General features: G+C 42.3%; 19 protein-coding genes and 1 riboswitch. Of the genes, 11 read left to right on the top strand and 8 right to left on the bottom strand.

The window, feature by feature from the left end; all coding sequences use genetic code 11:
• Positions 1 to 14: 14 nt before the first annotated feature.
• From LZG71_RS04635 to thiS, 3 genes are all read right to left on the bottom strand, one after another.
• Positions 15 to 671, bottom strand: coding sequence for a thiamine phosphate synthase (locus LZG71_RS04635; protein ID WP_233817483.1), 657 nt, complete (start codon positions 669 to 671; stop codon positions 15 to 17).
• The gene (gene thiC / locus LZG71_RS04630) at positions 671 to 2,554 is read right to left on the bottom strand and encodes a phosphomethylpyrimidine synthase ThiC (RefSeq protein ID WP_233817482.1); all 1,884 of its coding nucleotides are present in this window, start codon (positions 2,552 to 2,554) and stop codon (positions 671 to 673) included. The genes LZG71_RS04635 and thiC overlap by 1 nt, the downstream gene beginning before the upstream one ends.
• A gap of 118 nt (positions 2,555 to 2,672) precedes the next feature.
• Entirely contained in the window at positions 2,673 to 2,876 is a 204-nt protein-coding gene (gene thiS / locus LZG71_RS04625) for a sulfur carrier protein ThiS (RefSeq protein ID WP_233817480.1), read from the bottom strand.
• A gap of 67 nt (positions 2,877 to 2,943) precedes the next feature.
• A riboswitch (TPP riboswitch) is annotated at positions 2,944 to 3,039 on the bottom strand.
• Between the two features lie 140 nt (positions 3,040 to 3,179).
• On the opposite strand from thiS, the gene LZG71_RS04620 reads away from it, so the two are divergent.
• The 5 genes from LZG71_RS04620 to LZG71_RS04600 all read left to right on the top strand — a co-directional run bounded on the left by LZG71_RS04620 (position 3,180) and on the right by LZG71_RS04600 (position 7,331).
• Positions 3,180 to 3,683: a GNAT family N-acetyltransferase gene (locus LZG71_RS04620; RefSeq protein ID WP_233817478.1), complete on the top strand. Its 504-nt coding sequence runs from the start codon at positions 3,180 to 3,182 to the stop codon at positions 3,681 to 3,683.
• Positions 3,684 to 3,855: 172 nt separating this feature from the next.
• Positions 3,856 to 4,038 (top strand): hypothetical protein, encoded by a 183-nt coding sequence (locus LZG71_RS04615; protein WP_233817476.1) that lies wholly within the window; start codon positions 3,856 to 3,858, stop codon positions 4,036 to 4,038.
• 185 nt (positions 4,039 to 4,223) lie between these two features.
• Positions 4,224 to 5,756 (top strand): MFS transporter, encoded by a 1,533-nt coding sequence (locus LZG71_RS04610; RefSeq protein WP_233817474.1) that lies wholly within the window; start codon positions 4,224 to 4,226, stop codon positions 5,754 to 5,756.
• 49 nt (positions 5,757 to 5,805) lie between these two features.
• Positions 5,806 to 6,057 (top strand): DUF6814 family protein, encoded by a 252-nt coding sequence (locus LZG71_RS04605; protein ID WP_233817472.1) that lies wholly within the window; start codon positions 5,806 to 5,808, stop codon positions 6,055 to 6,057.
• A gap of 89 nt (positions 6,058 to 6,146) precedes the next feature.
• The gene (locus LZG71_RS04600; protein ID WP_233817470.1) at positions 6,147 to 7,331 is read left to right on the top strand and encodes an acetyl-CoA C-acyltransferase; all 1,185 of its coding nucleotides are present in this window, start codon (positions 6,147 to 6,149) and stop codon (positions 7,329 to 7,331) included.
• A 3-nt stretch (positions 7,332 to 7,334) separates the two neighbouring features.
• On the opposite strand, the gene LZG71_RS04595 is transcribed toward LZG71_RS04600, so the two are convergent.
• Entirely contained in the window at positions 7,335 to 7,862 is a 528-nt protein-coding gene (locus LZG71_RS04595) for a GtrA family protein (RefSeq protein WP_233817468.1), read from the bottom strand.
• A gap of 248 nt (positions 7,863 to 8,110) precedes the next feature.
• On the opposite strand from LZG71_RS04595, the gene LZG71_RS04590 reads away from it, so the two are divergent.
• Together LZG71_RS04590 and LZG71_RS04585 are read left to right on the top strand one after the other, a co-directional pair.
• Positions 8,111 to 8,629, top strand: a complete 519-nt coding sequence (locus LZG71_RS04590) for a hypothetical protein (RefSeq protein WP_233817466.1) — start codon at positions 8,111 to 8,113, stop codon at positions 8,627 to 8,629.
• Between the two features lie 13 nt (positions 8,630 to 8,642).
• The gene (locus LZG71_RS04585) at positions 8,643 to 9,257 is read left to right on the top strand and encodes a hypothetical protein (RefSeq protein WP_233817464.1); all 615 of its coding nucleotides are present in this window, start codon (positions 8,643 to 8,645) and stop codon (positions 9,255 to 9,257) included.
• Positions 9,258 to 9,317: 60 nt separating this feature from the next.
• Here LZG71_RS04585 and LZG71_RS04580 read toward each other — a convergent pair whose 3' ends face one another.
• The 3 genes from LZG71_RS04580 to LZG71_RS04570 all read right to left on the bottom strand — a co-directional run bounded on the left by LZG71_RS04580 (position 9,318) and on the right by LZG71_RS04570 (position 12,532).
• Positions 9,318 to 10,340 (bottom strand): SMP-30/gluconolactonase/LRE family protein, encoded by a 1,023-nt coding sequence (locus LZG71_RS04580; RefSeq protein ID WP_233817462.1) that lies wholly within the window; start codon positions 10,338 to 10,340, stop codon positions 9,318 to 9,320.
• Positions 10,341 to 10,425: 85 nt separating this feature from the next.
• Positions 10,426 to 11,919, bottom strand: a complete 1,494-nt coding sequence (locus LZG71_RS04575; protein WP_233817460.1) for an alpha-amylase family glycosyl hydrolase — start codon at positions 11,917 to 11,919, stop codon at positions 10,426 to 10,428.
• 19 nt (positions 11,920 to 11,938) lie between these two features.
• The gene (locus LZG71_RS04570) at positions 11,939 to 12,532 is read right to left on the bottom strand and encodes a Maf family nucleotide pyrophosphatase (RefSeq protein WP_233817458.1); all 594 of its coding nucleotides are present in this window, start codon (positions 12,530 to 12,532) and stop codon (positions 11,939 to 11,941) included.
• A 318-nt stretch (positions 12,533 to 12,850) separates the two neighbouring features.
• Here LZG71_RS04570 and LZG71_RS04565 point away from each other — a divergent pair, with 318 nt between their 5' ends.
• The gene (locus LZG71_RS04565) at positions 12,851 to 13,309 is read left to right on the top strand and encodes a MarR family winged helix-turn-helix transcriptional regulator (protein ID WP_233817456.1); all 459 of its coding nucleotides are present in this window, start codon (positions 12,851 to 12,853) and stop codon (positions 13,307 to 13,309) included.
• A 58-nt stretch (positions 13,310 to 13,367) separates the two neighbouring features.
• Complete coding sequence (locus LZG71_RS04560) at positions 13,368 to 13,982, top strand: YceI family protein (protein WP_233817454.1); 615 nt, start codon at positions 13,368 to 13,370, stop codon at positions 13,980 to 13,982.
• Between the two features lie 230 nt (positions 13,983 to 14,212).
• Here the strand turns inward: LZG71_RS04560 and LZG71_RS04555 are convergent, their stop codons facing one another.
• A complete protein-coding gene (locus tag LZG71_RS04555) occupies positions 14,213 to 14,677 on the bottom strand; it encodes a type I restriction enzyme HsdR N-terminal domain-containing protein (protein WP_233817452.1) in 465 nt (154 codons plus the stop codon).
• Positions 14,678 to 14,782: 105 nt separating this feature from the next.
• On the opposite strand from LZG71_RS04555, the gene LZG71_RS04550 reads away from it, so the two are divergent.
• Complete coding sequence (locus LZG71_RS04550) at positions 14,783 to 15,556, top strand: AMP nucleosidase (protein ID WP_233817451.1); 774 nt, start codon at positions 14,783 to 14,785, stop codon at positions 15,554 to 15,556.
• Between the two features lie 35 nt (positions 15,557 to 15,591).
• Positions 15,592 to 15,963, top strand: a complete 372-nt coding sequence (locus LZG71_RS04545) for a globin (protein WP_233817449.1) — start codon at positions 15,592 to 15,594, stop codon at positions 15,961 to 15,963.
• Positions 15,964 to 16,470 lie beyond the last annotated feature (507 nt).

Raw genomic sequence — 16,470 nt, 5'->3', positions numbered from 1 at the left:
TCATAATGGTCCAATTATAATTGATCCCAGGGTAACAACCCTGGGGTAAGAGGTGTAGCCCTTTCAGAGCAAGGATCTTGATATTCACGCAACATTCTAAAAACCTCCAACGCCCTCGCCGGTTCCCGCCACAAAACTCCCAAAACCGCTGCTCCATCTAAATTCATATTTCTCACTTTTTGAATATTCGAAATATCAATCCCCCCAAGACCAATCACTGGTATTCTTTTAGATTTTTCTTGCATGAAAAAATCCACAGGCACAGCACTTTTATACCCCGATTTCGAAATGCTATCAAACACAGGACCGAAAAAGGTATAGCTGAAAGCGGTTGAAATATTCTTCAAATCAGTTAAATTATGGATGGAGGTACTCAGCATAAATCCATTTTCACATAACTTTTTCAGTTGCTCATCGGAAGTCGTTCTTCTATTATTTTCCGTAAAATGAAGTCTCCATATCCCGAATTTTGCAGCCAGTTCATGGTGCTGATGAATGGCGATTCTATCAAGAAAAACAGGCTCAATCTCGGATAGTAAACTGGCAAAATCCTCCGTTTTACTTTCAGGCTTCCTGATGTGCATACATTCCAATCCATCCCTGAAAAGACCGTTTATGATTACGGTCTCTCCGGGGATAAATTCAGGACTGGATATGGCTAATAGTTTCATTAGAGATAAATTTCGCTGCCTTTGTCTGCAAACTCCCTTGCTTTTTCCTGCATGCCTTCTTCGATAGCGGCGGTTTCCATTAAGCCATTTTCTTCTGCATAATCACGCACATCCTGTGTTATTTTCATGGAGCAGAAATTTGGTCCGCACATCGAGCAAAAATGAGCGATTTTGGCACCTTCGGCTGGCAGCGTTTCGTCATGAAATTCTTTGGCTGTGTCGGGATCCAGAGAGAGGTTGAACTGATCTTCCCAACGGAATTCAAACCTCGCTTTGCTCAATGCATTATCACGATATTGCGCTCCCGGATGACCTTTGGCAAGATCGGCAGCATGGGCAGCGATTTTATAAGTGATCACACCATCTTTTACATCCTTTTTGTTTGGCAATCCCAGGTGTTCTTTCGGCGTAACATAACAAAGCATCGCCGTTCCAAACCAGCCGATCATGGCGGCACCAATGGCTGAGGTAATGTGGTCGTAACCAGGCGCTATATCGGTGGTAAGTGGTCCCAAAGTGTAAAACGGAGCTTCACTGCAATGTGCCAATTGCTTCTCCATGTTCTCTTTGATCAAGTGCATCGGAACATGTCCCGGGCCTTCGATGATGGTTTGTACATCGTGTTTCCAGGCAATTTTTGTCAGCTCGCCTAATGTTTCCAGTTCAGAGAATTGAGCGGCGTCATTTGCATCGGCCATACAGCCCGGTCGTAGTCCGTCGCCCAGAGAGAAAGCAACATCATACGCTTTCATGATCTCACAAATCTCCTCAAAATGTGTGTAAAGGAAGTTTTCTTTGTGATGGGCAAGGCACCATTTGGCCATGATCGATCCGCCACGCGAAACAATTCCAGTGATACGTTTTGCTGTGAGCGGTATATATCTGAGCAATACACCTGCATGAATTGTAAAATAATCCACACCTTGCTCGGCCTGTTCAATTAAAGTGTCACGAAACAATTCCCAGGTAAGGTCTTCTGCTTTTCCATTCACTTTTTCCAATGCCTGGTATATGGGAACCGTACCGATTGGAACCGGTGAATTGCGGATAATCCACTCCCGTGTTTCATGAATATTTTTACCTGTCGAAAGATCCATAATCGTATCTGCTCCCCAGCGACAAGCCCAAACGGCCTTTTCCACTTCTTCCTCAATGCTGGAAGTCACGGCCGAATTACCAATGTTCGCATTGATCTTAACCAAAAAATTTCTTCCGATAATCATCGGCTCGCTTTCCGGGTGATTGATATTGACCGGAATGACAGCGCGGCCCGCTGCTACTTCCGAGCGGACAAATTCCGGCGTGATCAGGTTTTTCGGCGTGTTCGCTCCAAAACTATGTCCTGCGTGCTGATGGCAAAGCGGGTTGATTCTGCCATTCAACTCTTTGATCTGTTCCTCAATGCGTTGGTTTTCACGTATGGCGATGTACTCCATTTCAGCGGTGATAATTCCCTTTTTTGCATAATGAAGTTGGGAAACATTTTGTCCCGCTTTGGCGCGGAAAGGTTTGCTGATGTGCGCAAAACGAAGTATGTCCAGGCTTTTATCATTTTTACGCTGCATACCGTATTCCGACGAAATAGAATCCAGCTGTTCGACATCGCCACGGTTCATTATCCACGAAGCCCGGAGCGGAGCCAGTCCTTTTTTTACGTCAATATCAATCTCAGGATCAGTGAATGGTCCACTGGTATCGTAAACCGTAACAGAAGGATTTTTTTCTACCAACCCATTTTTTCCATGAACTCTGGTATCAGTAAGTGATATCTCGCGCATGGCCACAGAAATGTCATGTATTTCTCCTTTTACATAAATCTTACTTGACTTTGGAAAAGGGGTACGGGTGATAACTTCCGTATTCGGTGTTTTTTCGATTTTCATGTTGATAGCTTTTAGCCAATAATGGGTAAATTGTTGAGTGTTGTCTTATTAATTCCCCTCTTTGGAGGGACGGTCCGCCGTGCGGTGCCGAAGGCGGGGTGGGTGTAAGTGCCTTAGACTATCCGCCCTGAGTGGCTTTGATCAGGGTGATTTTATCATTTGGCGAGATGATATGCGCTGCCCATTTGGATTTGGGGACGACAGTTTGGTTAATGGCGACAGCTATTCCTCTTGAGGAATCGGCAAAAAGCGAAGCCAAAAGTTCTTCGACCGAAGAGCGCTCGGGAATTTCTGTAATTGACTGATTGATGGTGATTTCCATTCTGAATAACGTTTTGTAAATAAAACTTCAGGAATGGACCTTGCGAAAGATTCATTAAGATACGATAGCAGTATCTCTTACTTTTCCCTATCGGCAGTACGAACTGCATCAGGTTCAAAGGGTATTATCTCAGTCCGCATACGGGACACCCCTAAAGTTTCGACAAAGCTATTGGAAAAATTGGTGAATGGAAAATAAATTCTACAAACTTGAATGTGTGGACGAACGAATAATTTGAGTTTTAGTAATTTGGGCTAACTTTGGCTTATTAACATCACTTTTCTAAATCGACAGAGTTTTTTAATGGATATTATTATAAGAAACGCCACTCCAAGAGATTTACCTGTAATACTAGAAATTATCAACCAGGCTATTCTTACTACCACGGCCATATATGATTACGAAATACGGACCCTCGAAGAGCAGACTGCCTGGTTTGAGAAAATGATAGAGGATGGCATGCCTGTAATTGTAGCTGAACACGACAAAAAAGTGATTGGATACGGATCTTACAACATTTTTAAACCAAAAATAGGATACAGGTTTAGTGTAGAACATTCCATTTATCTGAATGAAAAATCCAGAGGTTTGGGCGTTGGTGGAAAGTTACTGAAAAGTCTCATTCAGCGTGCTGGAGAGTCCGGTCTGCATACCATGATCGGTGTGATAGACGCGTCAAATCGGGGCAGTATTGAATTTCATAAAAAATTCGGTTTCATTGAAAAAGGATATTTGCGTGAAGTTGGCTACAAGTTTGATCAGTGGCTTGATGTGGTTTTTATGCAATTGATTTTGGAGGAGGATTAAGGTTGTAAATAGATTAATTCCAGTACGTCTCTGCATTATACGGTGTTAAAATAGTTACAAGCCTGGGCTATTCTTCCACGATTTTCGGCAAGAAATACGATTCATTTGCTTGGAACGATTCTTTGAAATTATGTCGCAATTGATTGTTAATTAACTTTAAACAACAAATGTTATGGCACGTCAAAGAGGAGAACCAGCGATATTAGAGAGAAGCAAGGCTATTGGTGAACCGCCAGTGTTTCCGGATATACCGACGAATACGCAGCCGACTCGAAAACCTGCAGATGATCCGGATCTGATGAGGAATCAGAAAACGGATTCGGAAGATGAAAAAGAAGACGATGATATTGATTAAGTGAGATAAGAAATATACTTTATTGTAGTAAAAGCCTTTCGGATTAGTACCGGGAGGCTTTTTTTGTTGGCTGCCATGAGTATTGAACCATACATTATGCCTTATCCTGCTAAATAGGAAAATAGAAGTAACTTTCTGTATCCTGACAACATCTCAATCCCCCAATCCTGATAGAAATTTTACCAATGAGTTCAGACAAAAACAGTGCTACACAGAGTATTACCCAGGTTATTGCGGCATCGTCGCTGGGAACATTAATTGAATGGTACGATTTCTATATTTTCGGTAGCCTCGCCGTCATCATCGGGCAGCAGCTTTTTCCCAGCGATGCCGGGGCTTCGGCGCTCATTAATACACTTGCCATCTTTGCCGCGGGTTTCATTGTGCGTCCTTTCGGGGCTTTGGTTTTTGGTCGACTAGGAGATATTGTTGGTCGAAAATATACCTTTTTACTCACGCTTGTTTTAATGGGAGGCTCCACCTTTCTGATCGGGCTTATTCCTTCCTATTCAAGTATTGGTTACGCAGCGCCTATTCTGGTGCTTATACTGAGACTCGTGCAGGGACTTGCTCTTGGGGGTGAATATGGTGGAGCGGCAACCTACGTTGCAGAACATGCACCTGTGGGACGCAGAGGATTTTTTACGAGCTGGATACAGACGACAGCGACCATGGGATTGTTTCTTTCTCTGGGCATCATCGTTTTGACCAAGAACATGCTCGGCGCAGAAAAGTTTGCAGACTGGGGGTGGCGAATTCCTTTTCTTGTCTCCATTCTGTTGGTTGGTGTTTCGATATACATCAGGCTGAAAATGCACGAATCTCCCGTTTTTACGAAATTGAAGGCGGATGGCAAAGTTTCGTCCAATCCGCTCAAAGATAGTTTTCAGAAAAAGGCCAATTTTAAAATGGTGTTGCTGGCCTTATTTGGCGCTACGATGGGGCAGGGGGTGATCTGGTACACTGGTCAGTTTTATGCACAATCGTTCCTGGAAAATACCTGTAAACTGGATTTTAATGAATCCCGCTATATTTTACTATGGGCCATTCTACTGGCTACTCCGTTTTTTGTGATATTCGGATCATGGAGTGACAAGGTAGGGCGGAAGTGGATTATGCTAACGGGTATGTTACTTGGGATTATTTTTTACCGACCCATATACCAGTATTTTATTGATGCTACCAATGTGAAAGAGTTCCAGAAAACAGAGCTGAAAACATCGTCAGAGCCGGTTATCACCCGTGTTTTGATTGAAGGAAGCAAAGACTCTCTCATTACCATAAGCACATTGAAAACGCTGAACGACGGGATGACATTCAGAGAATCTGAGATCACAACCATTACCGACGATGTGTTGGCACCGCTTGAAAAGAAAACGGTTATTTCGGAGGTGACTTTATCCAGCCAGACTTATGTAATCATCATCCTTCTTGTATTTTTCCAGGTACTGCTTGTAACGATGGTTTATGGGCCCATTGCTGCTTTTCTGGTAGAGTTGTTTCCAACGCAAATCAGGTACACATCCATGTCGCTGCCCTACCACATTGGGAATGGGGTATTTGGCGGACTTGTTCCGTTTATTGCTACGCTGGTCGCCTCTTTCCCTGGCTCTACACCACTTTCCGGACTTTGGTATCCGATCGGAATTGCGGCATTGTCTTTTGTCATAGGAGCGGTTTATATCAATAACAGAGGTGATGAAAATGTGATGGACTAATTGTAGTTCTATAACATATCATCATTTATTAACTATAAAAAATACAGAAATGAACGCTTTAAAAAAGATATTGGGTATTGTCTGGATCGTACTTGGTCCGGTTATCATATTGTTTTTGTTTTCTCAGGCTTTCGAAAAAATTGCAGCGGCAGCGCAGGGGATAGACCGCACCAATACAACATTGCAGTGGTCAATCATTATCCTCATTTTTATTCCGATCTGTGCAGGTCTGGTGATCTTTGGCTTTTACAGTTTTAAAGGAGAGTATGACCGTTTACCGGGAAGTTCCGATGATCTCTAGCTGTTATTAGTTTAAGAATACCGTTGGTTAGGGTGATAGATTGAGAATACTTTCTATTTTTGAAGCCGTATATCATCAAACCTGAAACCATGAAAGACGACGTTTTTATCGTATCAGCCAACAGAACACCTATCGGGAGTTTTGGAGGAAACCTTGCCTCAGTTCATGCCTGTAAGCTGGGAGCGGCTGCAATAAAGGGCGCTGTTTCGAAAGCAGGAGTTGAGGCAGGAGCCGTTACAGAAGTGTTTATGGGTAATGTAATTTCCGCCAACCTTGGCCAGGCTCCTGCACGTCAGGCGGCAATTTATGCGGGTTTGAAGCCGGAAGTAATCTGCACCACGGTCAATAAAGTTTGTGCTTCTGGAATGAAAGCCGTGGTATTCGGAGCGCAGTCTATTCAGTTGGGTGATGCCGACGTGGTGGTTGCCGGAGGAATGGAAAATATGTCTCAAATCCCCTTTTATCTTCCCAAGGCGAGATATGGATACGGATATGGGAATGGAGAAATCCTGGACGGGCTTGTAAAGGACGGACTCACTGATGTTTACGATCAGGTTGGTATGGGTGTTTGCGGAGATAATACTGCCTCAAAATACAATATTTCACGTGAGCAGCAGGACGCATTCGCTATACAGTCGTATCAGAGAAGTGCTTCTGCTACTGAAAACGGATATTTCAAAAATGAGATTGTTCCGGTCGAAATTCCTTCTGCAAAAGGCGGAGATTCTGTACTGGTTGATTCAGACGAAGAATTTAAACGTGTGAAGTTTGATAAAATTCCAACGCTTAAACCCGTCTTTTCAAAAGATGGCACTGTAACGGCAGCAAATGCTTCCACCATCAATGACGGAGCGGCTGCGCTTCTTCTGGCCGGAGCCGATTTTGTTACTCAGAACAATTTAAAGCCTGTTGCTCGTATTGTCGCCTATGCAGATGCGGAACAGGAACCAGCCTGGTTTACCACCACACCAATTCTTGCAACCAAAAAGGTTTTGAAAAAGGCAGGTTTATCGCTTTCAGATATTGACTATTTTGAAGTGAATGAAGCATTTGCTGTGGTTGCCCTCGCTTACATTCAGGAACTTGGACTGGACAATGACCAAGTAAATGTATTTGGCGGTGCCGTTTCGCTAGGACATCCTTTGGGAGCGTCCGGAGCCAGAATTATCACCACGCTATTATCTGTTTTGGAACAAAAAAACGGGCGATATGGACTAGCCTCCATTTGTAACGGTGGAGGAGGAGCATCAGCAATAATTGTTGAACGATTGTAAAATCTAGCGGATCAGAACTTTCAGCCTGTTATAAAAACCGGTGCTTTTGAAAGTGAAGGTTTTGTGCAGAATGTAATTACTGATAAAGCTGAAACCCATTCCGACAGTGTAACAAACCATCTCATTTACGTTGACAGATTTCCCGGAGTTGGGAAGAAGAAACTCGTGTTCCTCAAAATAATTGTTTGAGATATAGTAGGCCGCGTTGGAAAAAATGTAGGTCACAAAACCAGAAAAAACGGCAACCATCAGAAATTTTACCATTTCTCGTCTGGTCTGGTTTGTTTTTCGGGCGTCGAAAGCGAATAGTTTGGTGAGTGCAAAACCTACGATAAATGAGGCTGCATAAGCTGGCATGATGGATTCCTGAAAAGTAAGACCAAACCAATCCTGAAATAAACTACTGCAAAGTAACTGAACCGCAGCGCCGGTACCTGCAACCAGGAAATAGGCAATTAAGTCTTTTGAATTAAAAATTTCACTCTTTTTACCTTCCGACACTGTATTGAAAATTAGTTTGTGATTTTGCAATGAGGGCGCAATATTAAGTAGAAAAAGATCTTGAAACAATTTCCGAAAATCAATTTGAGTCAATGGTAAAAGTCTGGCAGAATTTTGAAGTAAACTAAATGTGACCGATTAGATACTTCGGAGTCTTAAAATATCATCTTTGTTGATGACTCAGTTTTAATTGTTTTTTTGTTATTTGAAGTGCGCAAAGCACGATTTTAGTAGACATGAACAGGGATAACTCACCTGTTATTTTAAAATTATCTGTTATGAAAAAGTATTATCTAGCTTCTTTATTATTTCTCAGCGTTTTATCTGCAAATGCCCAAACTCAGAAATGGGCGGTTGGTTTCAAACTTGGGGAGCCGACTGGAATCAGTCTTAGAAAATATGGCGATCGCAATGGTTTAGATATCAGCGTTGGAACCTATACAGGTTTCCTGAAAAGTAAAAAAACTTACAAAACATCCAATGATGATTTAGGAGCTATCGGGATTGCATTCAACGGAACTTACTTATGGTATGTACCGATGATGAACGACCGAATGATGGCTTACGGTGGTGTCGGTGTGCAACTGAACTCACGTCGCTACTATCCGGATAAAAATGTAAAAAGTGTTCACACAACCAACATTTCAACCGGACCATCAGCAACGGCTGGTCTGGAATTCTTCTTTGCCGCCAAACCTACTTCGTTTTTTGTTGAAGGCGGTGGATACCTTGAATTGCTTCCAAAAGTATTTTACTTCAATCCGAACCTGAGTATCGGTTTGCGCCACAATTTTTAAACCCAGTTAAGTCATGAGACGTAAATCTATTTTGTTGTTTGCAGTGGCTTGTGGTTTGCTCGGTTTTTCCTGTTCGGGGGTTAAAAACATGTCGAGTACATTATCCAAATCGGATTCTCGTACGTCAACTGTGTCTGATACAAAGCACGGTGACTACCTGAACCAAAGTACGAAAGTAGACACTGTTTCGGCCCGGAAAGCTTATGTTCCTGCGACAAATCGCACAGAAGAAACATACAAAAGCAATGATACCTATAAGAAAGATTACGGGCGCTTAACGGATACCAAACCAGATAATGCGACTGGTGGAAATGTAGTTGCCGGAAATCCGGATGTCAACCAGAAGCTGGTAAATCTCTATTCCGAAATGGATAAACTTGGAGATGTGGTATTGTATGAAATAGACATTACAGAAAGACGATACAGCCGGTTGTTGGATCAGTTCAAAACCGCAAATGCGAATGACCGTGACCTGATTGCCAAAGATCTTGACAAACTCAGCGCCGACCAGCTTTTGTTATACAAAACCTACACACAGATTTATAAAAATGGCAAAGCCGACTGGCCCCGAGTTAAGGCTGATGTGGAAGCCACGCTGATGAATCTGAGAGGTGTTGACCGGAAATAGGTTTTTTTAAAAATATAGAACATGCTCCTGTTTGAATACACGGGAGCATGTTTTGTTTGTTTACCATCCTGCTCCGCTGGTACCAGTTTTGATCCGGCATATATATCCATCCACCGTCATATACAGTACCGTTCCGTCGTCTCCCCAGGCACAGTTGGATGTCAGTTCTCCCATTTCAATCCGGCCAAGAAGTTTTCCTGCGGGAGAAATAACCAATAAACCTCCCGGACCGGATGACCAGATATTTCCCGCCTTATCTATTTTAAAACCGTCAGGTAATCCCATTTTGCCTGCTTTTACCATATCGGTAGCGTCAAACAGCAGTTTGCCTTTGCCAATATTCCCATTCCTTTCCACAGGGTAGCTCATCCATATTGCCTTTTCAGGGTCGGATTGCGCCACATAGAGTATTTTGCCATCCGGTGAAAAAGCCAGACCGTTTGGTCGTGTTAGATCTCCGATCTGCAAAGTTGTCTTTCCGTCAGTGTCAATCCTGTAAACTCCAAATTGTTTTACTTCCCGGGAAGGATCATTTTGTTTCTTGGGAAGTCCGTAAGGCGGGTCGGTGAAATAAAAATTTCCGTTGCCTGCATGCTGAACTACATCATTGGGGCTGTTGAGACGTTTTCCTTCAAAATTATCACTCAATGTCACTTTTCCTCCGGTAGTCATAGGCATGGCCGATATCCGCCGGTCGCCGTGTTCACAGGATATCAGGCGTCCTTTGTTGTCAATGATCAAGCCGTTGCTGCCGCGCTCGTCGCTATATGTACCCAGTCCGGTGTAGCCCGAAGGAGATAAAAACACGGAGAGACCTGACTTTTCCTCCCATTTATAAATCTTGTTTTCGGGTACGTCGGAAAAAAGTAAGTAGCTGCCGTCTTTATTCCAAACCGGCCCTTCGGACCAGGTAAAACCGGAAGCCAGTACTTCAACCTGGGATGTTTTGGGTAAAAGCTTTTCAAAGGACGGATCTTCATAAATCACCTTTCCCATGGTTGGGTAAGTTTTTTGTGCCAATACATCAATACCTGATGAAGCCATAAAAGATATTAGTAGCAATAAGAAAAACTGTCGTTTCATACTTTTGGAATTTCAAAGCGAAAACACTTTGGTTTAAAAGAGGTTGTAACCACTTAAATTACTGAACCTCCCTGTTTTATTTGACTTATTGAGAAAGAACAACGGTGGAATAAGCAGTTAATACAAACTCTTTGGCGGACAAATTAACCGTATTGGTAAAGAGTGTTTTGGTAAATTCCATTTTGTCCTCAGGCAACTGTGTCGTTTTGGGATTTGCGGAAAGATTATGAATGATCAATATCGGCTCCTTGTCGTGTGGACGGGAATATGCCAGTATTTCATCGTCGTTCAGATCAACCTTTTCCAGATTAGGTGTAAGGATTTGAGAAAGCGCAGGATGCATTTTCCGAAGCGCGATCAATGTTTTGTAATGACTGAAAACAGATTCAGGATGATGCTTTTGCCTTGAAAGAGCTACCACGTTTTCATGTGTGGAAAATTCAGATTGGATCCACCTGACACTGTCAACGTTCTCTGCATTTTCGGTCCAGAGAAAAGGCTCTCTGATATAAGGATCTGGTTTGGTGCCTAACATGCCAATTTCTTCTCCATAGTACAAATAAGGCTGTCCGGGCAAAGTCAATAATATGGATGCGGCCAGTTTTATTTTCTCGATATTGTTCCCAACAACACTCCCGATCCTATCCTGATCATGATTGGTGAGCATCGTTGCATCGATAAACTTGGGATTGTATTTTGCAAAAAGGGTATAACTGTCCAAAAGTTTAGAAATCAGATCTTCATCTTTTTCCTGCAACAGTATTCGTTGCAAAGCAAAACTCAGGTCAAAGTGAAAAGCCGCATTCAGATTTTTGAAATAGGGTGCAACTTCATCCGCGGTAGCCCATATTTCACCTACCGTGTAAGTTTCTGGTTTGATGTTGCGAACGAAATAATCGAAATACCACCAGAAATTCTGATTGTTGTATTCAACCCAGGGTGGATAAATATGCCTTGCTGCATCGAGCCGGAAACCATCCACACCAATATCAATTAACCAGAAATAGATAATTTTTGAAAGTTCTATACGCAGGTTTTCGGAGTCGTAATTAAGATCCGGCATTCCTTTCCAGAACATACCGTAAAATTGCTCCGTATCTCCCGGGTTGTCGTGCCATGGATAAACTTCGTCGGAATCGCCTGAGGTTTCCCTTTTTCCAATTCCCATCTCCTCGATTTTTTCAGGTGACATCCACCAGAAAAAGTTTCTGAAAGGATTATCGGGACCTTTGCTCGCCTCTATAAACCAGGGATGTAGCGTACTGATGTGGTTTACGATCAGATCGAGATATACTGCAATGTTTCTCTCGTGAGCCTGACGGAGCAATTCTTTGAAATCATCCAGTGTCCCATATTCCGGATCGATTTCATAAAAATCGACCACGTCATACTTGTGATAACTTGGCGAAGGGTGAATGGGTGTGAGCCAGATTGCTTCTATGCCAAGATCTTTGAGATAATCCAGTTTGGAAATAATACCGTTTATGTCTCCAATACCGTCACCGTTTGAGTCGCAAAACGAGCGTACGAATATCTCATAACAAATGGCGGGGATTTTATCGGGAGTATCTGTAATCATTAAGTGTTGATGTGCAGTGTTAGCCTTTGTCAAATTGGCTCATATAAGGTTTGAGCAGCTGATACACGACATGTACCGGCAAGCCCATGATGGTATAGAATGAACCATGAATTTTTTCTATACCAACCATTCCGATCCATTCCTGGATGCCGTATGATCCGGCTTTGTCGAAGGGTTTGTATTGTTCAATATAGTGGTTTATTTCCGAATTCTCCAATTTTCTAAATGAAACAGAAGCAACATCAGATACGGTTGTAATTTCTCCGTTGACAAGAAGACTTACAGCCGTAACCACTTCGTGCTCCTTTCCGGACAGTTTGCTCAGTATATCGAAAGCGTCCTGGCTGTCCACGGGTTTCGTCAAAACTTCGTTTCCGAGAACCACCACGGTATCAGAAGTCAATATCAGTTTGTCTGCGAATTCTGCTCCTCTGAACATTTCAGCCTTTTGCCGGGAAATGTAACCTGCTACTTCGCCAGCTGGTAGGGTATCCGGATAAGTTTCATCTGTTGGTAGTACGCGAACTTCAAATGAAAAACCTGCTTCGTTGAGCAGTTGTTTTCTTCTCGGAGAATTAGACGCCAGGATGAGTTGCTTGGAAAGTGGGAGCATGATGTATTTGGAGTGAATTAATTAAGATTTAAGAGTTATGAATTCAGAATTAACCTAGGGCGCGTTCGACAAATTAAAAATTAAAGCCGAGTTAGGTGATAAGAATCAAAAGTTATATTCTAAAACAAACCCGAACCAAGAGTTTATTAATAATCAAAACTTATATAATGATCAACTTATTGATATACAGTTAATTGAATAACTAAATATTACTTTTTAACAAATACTTTTTAAGAATGTGAACCAAATTTCAATAAATACATGTTACTACATTAAATGTATATACATGGGTATTGCATTCTTTAACTGACGACGACCATGTCTATTGAAACTGATATTAAACAGAAAAAATTTCGAAGTGCTTACCAAAGGCTCGCGATTAATCTGACGTATACCAGCAATTGGTTGGGATACAAACAATTGGAGCTATTTAAGGAGCATGATATTACCTCTCAGCAATATAATGTGCTGAGAATTTTGAGAGGACAACAGCCCAATGCGATTAAGGTGAGTGATATAGCCGAACGGATGCTCGACAAAAATTCGAATACATCGAGGCTTATTGATAAGCTTTTGGCAAAGAATCTTGCCGAGCGGACGTCTTGCCCAAGCGACAGGCGTGCAGTGGACGTAAAAATTACAAGAGAAGGTCTGGATTTACTTTCGGTAATAGATCCGATCCTGGAAGAATGGGAAAACGGGATGAGCGCCGTGATTACAGAAGAAGAGGCCGAGCTTATGAGCAGATTGCTTGACAAAATGCGTGAATCAGAATAACAACCACAACAATAAAAACAAATAATAAACAATCAATTCTAATTAAATGAAAACTACAATGAACTCAGTGAAATCTTTTGTTGCCTCTTTGGCAGTAGCTCTTTTTGTTTCTTCAACTGTTTCAGCAGCGGATGGTGGCAAAGCAAAAGCAACTAACCTGAAAGTGAACACTGCGAAAAGTGAATTAACATGGCTTGGAAAAAAAGTTGCTGGTGAGCACACAGGCAAAATTACCTTGAAAGAAGGAACCATGACTTTGGATGGAACGAAGTTGACTGGTGGTAAATTTGTTGCAGATTTGAATAGCATCACTTGTACTGACATTACGGATAAAGAGTACAATGGAAAATTGATCGGACACCTTAAATCTGACGATTTCTTTTCTGTTGAAAAACACCCGACTGCAACGTTTGTGGTAACTAAGGCTGTTGCAAAAACTGCTGGTGTTTATGATGTAACCGGCGATCTTACGATCAAAGGAATTACAAAACCGGTGACTTTCCCTGTAACTGTTAAAACTACTGCGGCAGGTGCAGAAGCAACTGGTAAAATGGTTGTTGACCGTTCTAAATACGACATCAAATACAGTTCAAAATCATTCTTCGATAACCTTGGCGACAAAGTGATCAACGATGATTTCTTTATCGATGTGAAATTGGTAGCTGCGAAATAATCCGTAGTATTATCGACTATAAGTCAACAACAAATGGCCTGCCAGACAATCGTCCGGCAGGCCATTTGTTTATCTTTACTATTCTCAAATAGTTTTAAATCAACACGTAAGTACTGTTGACTTAGAACTTTGGCGCCGCAGTTTGTGCCCTCACAAACGGCTTTTGAGCATCGCATTGTGTCTTTACGGCGGTTCGCAGATCGTTTGTGGGGACACAAACGATGGCTAACTCAAATGGAATCCTGCTTCCCCGCTACGTTCCTATACGCTGGAAAATCATCCATGTAATGAATATGTCCATCAACGGCCTGAAAACAATAGTGGCTCATGCCGTTGGTCGCAGCCAGATAAGTAGGACGTAACGTGAAATTGTAACGGCTGATTTGTGCAAGAGCGGCTTCGCCAACAGAAATAAAAGGAGCTTTGCACTCCACCAATAAAAACGGGCTTCCGTCAGGAGCCAATATCATAATATCCGTTCGTTTGGCCATTTTGTTGTACTTCATACCCGTTTCTACTGCAAAAAGGGATTTCGGATAACCGTACTGATTGATAAGCAAATGGATAAAATGCTGCCGCACCCATTCCTCAGGAGTGAGCACTACGAATTTTCTTCGTATAATGTCAAAAATATATGGTTTCCCGTTTACCTGCTTAACTTTGTATTCAAATGCGGGAAGATTCAATGATTCCATATGCGAAGATAGCACATGGATAATAATAATGACGGGAACCTCTTACCCGTCTTTTTTAGTATATTCCCGGTTCAACAAACTCATACCACTATAAATTTTGTAAAAATGACTACGAAAGAACAGATCGTTGAAAACTGGCTCCCCAGATATACCGGCACGCCCGTAGAAGAATTCGGGAATTATATTTTGCTGACAAACTTTGTAAACTATGTTACAATGTTCGCCGATAAATTTGGCGTGGAAGTGAAAGGGCAGGGGAGAGCCATGCAAACCGCGACGGCCAATGATATCACCATTATCAATTTCGGAATGGGGAGCCCAATGGCGGCAACTGTAATGGACTTGCTTTCTGCAATCAGCCCCAAAGCAGTATTGTTTTTGGGTAAATGCGGGGGGTTGAAAAAAACACAAATCGGAGATCTTATCCTTCCAATAGCTGCCATCCGTGGAGAAGGAACAAGCGATGACTACATGCCTTCTGAAATTCCGGCGTTACCGTCATTCCGTTTGCAAAGTACGGTTTCGGCAAGTATCGCCAAGCACAAAATGGATTACTGGACCGGTACAGTTTATACCACCAACCGGAGAATCTGGGAGCACGACGACGCCTTCAAGGAATATCTTCGTCAGATTCGCGCAATGGCTATTGACATGGAAACGGCTACCATATTTATTGTTGGTTTTGCCAATTCCATTCCGCACGGAGCATTGCTGCTCGTTTCCGACAATCCGCTGGTTCCGGAAGGAGTGAAAACGGAAGAAAGCGACAAAAAGGTAACGAATGATTATGTGAATAAACACCTTGAAATTGGAATAGAAGCGCTTACCGAACTTGCCAAATCCGGAGAGTCGGTGAAGCACTTGCGGTTTGAAAGTTAAGAGGAGATTGATTAGATGAACGAAAATTTTTTAAAATGGAAAACGCTACGCTCTACGAACGCATTGGCGGCGACGAAGCATTAAGGTTACTTACCGATCGTTTTTACGACCTTGTATTTCAACATGAGTTGATTTCCAGGCTTTTCAAAAATGACAAAGAGGAAATAAAAGAAAAACAACGCCTTTTCCTGACCCAGTTTTTGGGTGGTCCGCAACTTTATTCTGATGTGCATGGGCATCCGATGATGCGGGCAAGACACATGCCGCATACCATAACCGAAGACGATGCCGTTGCCTGGCTTCAATGTATGTCGACAGCAGTTGGTGAGTTGCCGATAGACAAGTCTTTGAAAGACGAATTATTTGACCGGTTTCCCAGAACGGCATTCTTTATGGTAAACAGCTGATTTCATTCAGTCAAAAGTTTGCAGTTTTGAGTACACAGTTTTGCCAACTACTTCATTTTCTAAGGTGTTAAGTTAAAGTTTGGAAGCTTCTTTAACTTGACACCTTTGTTTTTAAAGATTATTTTTCCCCAAAAAATCAAAATAATAAAGGCCTCGCCGATCTAAAGGATACGCTGTGTCGTATATGCTTAAAATATCACAATTTTGTTGTATAATGTGATTTAATATACAAATATGATAAACATCCTTGTATACCTTCTTCGAATCGTCCTCGGCGCTGTCTGGTTGGCAGCGGCAGTTGTAACAGCTATTTTGCTTGCTCCGTTTAAGATATTTGCCATGATATCAACACACATCTGGCGGCCTCAAAATGTGCGGTATTGATTTTGAATGAGGTTGTTCAATCCGGACTTTTGCGCTGGAACCCCGGCTTTTCGCGGTAAGTTGAAACATAGGTCATCTGCCGGTCAGGATGATAATTTGTAAGCGTAGTTCGACTTTTGATGT

It is taken from the genome of Dyadobacter sp. CY312, assembly GCF_021390535.1.
Classification (GTDB): domain Bacteria; phylum Bacteroidota; class Bacteroidia; order Cytophagales; family Spirosomataceae; genus Dyadobacter.
The sequence above is the reverse complement of the archived record's forward strand: the minus strand, read 5'-3'. Positions and strand labels throughout refer to the sequence as shown.

Excerpts from the sequence above, each read along its gene's own strand:
- LZG71_RS04635 (WP_233817483.1), bottom strand. The coding sequence starts at position 671 with ATGAAACTATTAGCCATATCCAGTCCTGAATTTATCCCCGGAGAGACC.
- thiC (WP_233817482.1), bottom strand. The coding sequence starts at position 2,554 with ATGAAAATCGAAAAAACACCGAATACGGAAGTTATCACCCGTACCCCT.
- thiS (WP_233817480.1), bottom strand. The coding sequence starts at position 2,876 with ATGGAAATCACCATCAATCAGTCAATTACAGAAATTCCCGAGCGCTCT.
- LZG71_RS04620 (WP_233817478.1), top strand. The coding sequence starts at position 3,180 with ATGGATATTATTATAAGAAACGCCACTCCAAGAGATTTACCTGTAATA.
- LZG71_RS04615 (WP_233817476.1), top strand. The coding sequence starts at position 3,856 with ATGGCACGTCAAAGAGGAGAACCAGCGATATTAGAGAGAAGCAAGGCT.
- LZG71_RS04610 (WP_233817474.1), top strand. The coding sequence starts at position 4,224 with ATGAGTTCAGACAAAAACAGTGCTACACAGAGTATTACCCAGGTTATT.
- LZG71_RS04605 (WP_233817472.1), top strand. The coding sequence starts at position 5,806 with ATGAACGCTTTAAAAAAGATATTGGGTATTGTCTGGATCGTACTTGGT.
- LZG71_RS04600 (WP_233817470.1), top strand. The coding sequence starts at position 6,147 with ATGAAAGACGACGTTTTTATCGTATCAGCCAACAGAACACCTATCGGG.
- LZG71_RS04590 (WP_233817466.1), top strand. The coding sequence starts at position 8,111 with ATGAAAAAGTATTATCTAGCTTCTTTATTATTTCTCAGCGTTTTATCT.
- LZG71_RS04585 (WP_233817464.1), top strand. The coding sequence starts at position 8,643 with ATGAGACGTAAATCTATTTTGTTGTTTGCAGTGGCTTGTGGTTTGCTC.
- LZG71_RS04580 (WP_233817462.1), bottom strand. The coding sequence starts at position 10,340 with ATGAAACGACAGTTTTTCTTATTGCTACTAATATCTTTTATGGCTTCA.
- LZG71_RS04575 (WP_233817460.1), bottom strand. The coding sequence starts at position 11,919 with ATGATTACAGATACTCCCGATAAAATCCCCGCCATTTGTTATGAGATA.
- LZG71_RS04570 (WP_233817458.1), bottom strand. The coding sequence starts at position 12,532 with ATGCTCCCACTTTCCAAGCAACTCATCCTGGCGTCTAATTCTCCGAGA.
- LZG71_RS04565 (WP_233817456.1), top strand. The coding sequence starts at position 12,851 with ATGTCTATTGAAACTGATATTAAACAGAAAAAATTTCGAAGTGCTTAC.
- LZG71_RS04560 (WP_233817454.1), top strand. The coding sequence starts at position 13,368 with ATGAACTCAGTGAAATCTTTTGTTGCCTCTTTGGCAGTAGCTCTTTTT.
- LZG71_RS04555 (WP_233817452.1), bottom strand. The coding sequence starts at position 14,677 with ATGGAATCATTGAATCTTCCCGCATTTGAATACAAAGTTAAGCAGGTA.
- LZG71_RS04550 (WP_233817451.1), top strand. The coding sequence starts at position 14,783 with ATGACTACGAAAGAACAGATCGTTGAAAACTGGCTCCCCAGATATACC.
- LZG71_RS04545 (WP_233817449.1), top strand. The coding sequence starts at position 15,592 with ATGGAAAACGCTACGCTCTACGAACGCATTGGCGGCGACGAAGCATTA.